2 protein-coding genes are annotated in these 1,516 nt (G+C 71.4%); both read right to left on the reverse strand.

Annotated elements, in window-relative coordinates; genetic code table 11:
• Positions 1 to 340, reverse strand: a 340-nt coding sequence (locus LOY02_RS07805) for a lipid II flippase MurJ (protein WP_317181778.1), incomplete at its 3' end; no start/stop codon positions are given.
• Positions 340 to 1,416, reverse strand: coding sequence for a uroporphyrinogen decarboxylase (hemE, locus tag LOY02_RS07810; protein WP_317181779.1), 1,077 nt, complete (start codon positions 1,414 to 1,416; stop codon positions 340 to 342). The genes hemE and LOY02_RS07805, both read right to left, overlap by 1 nt.
• Between the last annotated feature and the right edge of the window lie 100 nt (positions 1,417 to 1,516).

Here is a 1,516-nt window from a genome sequence, read left to right on the forward strand (position 1 = left end):
GCAGGGACACGAAGGCGCCCGCACCGAGGACGACGAGGACGGTGATGCCGGCCATGGCCGCGAGGGCCACCGTGACGACGCGGTCGGTGAACTCCTTCCCTCCGTCCGCGAGCTTCATCGCCCGGGTCAGGGCGGGGATGAGGACGGCGTTGAGGATGCCGCCCGCCGCAAGCATGTAGAAGACGTTGGGCAGGGTGTTGGCCAGGTTGAAGGCGTCGCCCGCCGCGAGCGTGCCGATGATCGCCGTGAGCAGCCCTGCCCGGACGACGCCCAGCACGCGGGACGCGAAGGACCCACCCACCATGACGAGGCTCGACCGGGCGAGCGACCCCTCCGCCATCAGCGCGCCGACACCTCGTGGACCAGAGCGGTCACCCTGGTCAGGACGTCGGGATCCACCTCGGGAAGGACCCCGTGGCCGAGGTTGAAGATGTGGCCCGGGGCCTGTCTGCCCTCCTCGACGATCTCTCGGACCCGCCGCTCGAGCGCCTCCCACGGCGCGAAGAGCAGGGCGGGGTCGAGGTTGCCCTGCACCGCATAGTCCGGTCCGAGTCGCGCCACGGCGTCCGTGAGGCTGACCCGGTAGTCGACGCCGACGACCTCGGCCCCCGCCTCCCCCATGAGCCGGAGCAGCTCTCCCGTGCCGACGCCGAAGTGGATGCGCGGGACGTCGAGGTGGCGGACCGCGTCGAGGGCGGCGGCCGAGTGCCGCTGGACGTGGCGGACGTAGTCGGCGCGTGAGAGCGCGCCCACCCAGGAGTCGAAGAGCTGGACTGCACTCGCGCCGGCCTGCGCCTGCACGCGCAGGAACGCCCCGGAGATCTGGGCGAGCTTGGCGCACAGGGCGTCCCAGAGCTCCGGGTCGCCGTGCATCAGCGCCTTCGTCTGGACGTGGTTCTTCGAGGGCCCGCCCTCCACGAGGTAGGACGCCAGGGTGAAGGGCGCCCCGGCGAAGCCGATGAGCGGGATCGGGCCGAGCTCGTCGACGAGGAGGCGGACGGCCTCGGTGATGTAGGGGACCTGGTCCGCTGTGAGGTCGACGAGCCGGTCGAGGTCTCTCGCCTCACGGATCGGCTGCGCGACGACGGGCCCGACGCCCGGGACGATGTCGAGGTCCACCCCGATGGCCTTGAGGGGCACGACGATGTCGCTGAAGAAGATGGCGGCGTCGACGCCGTGACGGCGGACCGGCTGGAGGGTGATCTCGGTGACGAGCTCGGGCTGCATGCAGGACTCGAGCATGGGAATGCCCTCGCGAACGGCGCGGTACTCGGGCAGGGAACGACCCGCCTGACGCATGAACCACACCGGAGTACGCGTCACCGGCTGACGACGAGCAGCGCGGACGAGGTCGCTGTGGCGAGGACTGCCCGGCTCCGCCGGGGCGGACGCGGAAGGCGAGGCTGGGGTCGGCACCGCTCAATCCTGCCACGCACCGGTACGTGGCCCGGCCACGTGCCACGGCGCGCCCTACGGACAAAACTCACGCAGCGGCATACCCTCGACGGGTGCACAC

Source organism: Intrasporangium sp. (assembly GCF_032907665.1).
Lineage (GTDB): Bacteria > Actinomycetota > Actinomycetes > Actinomycetales > Dermatophilaceae > Intrasporangium.